At 55.5% G+C, this 317-nt stretch carries 1 pseudogene; it reads left to right on the top strand.

Annotation, left to right across the window (positions count from 1 at the left end):
* A pseudogene (locus RV1423_RS30490) lies at positions 1 to 223 on the top strand (DUF1566 domain-containing protein); the annotation flags it as partial.
* Positions 224 to 317: the final 94 nt, after the last annotated feature.

Genomic DNA, 317 nt, shown 5'->3' with positions numbered 1-317 from the left:
GAAGGAATGGGCGACATCGATCGGCGGCGAACTTCCGACGCGCCGCGAGCAGTCGCTGTTGTTTGCGAACCTGAAAGAGGAATTCGCGAGTGCTTGGTATTGGTCAGTTGAACCGTCTGGCACCGGCTGGGCCTGGTGTCAGTACTTCGGCAGCGGCTACCAGAGCTACTACCCCACGTACGTCGCGCTGCGCGCGCGTGCCGTCCGCAGATTGCCAATTTAGTCCTTTTGTCATTTAACACCTCAAAACAAGACAGGAGCTTGCAATGAGCAAGGAACGATTTCTTAAAGAGAACCTGAAGGTCGGCGAGAAGTAC

The sequence above is a fragment of the Herbaspirillum sp. RV1423 genome, assembly GCF_000577615.1.
In the GTDB taxonomy this organism is placed as follows: domain Bacteria; phylum Pseudomonadota; class Gammaproteobacteria; order Burkholderiales; family Burkholderiaceae_D; genus Herbaspirillum.
This window is presented reverse-complemented; position numbering and strand designations above follow the sequence as displayed.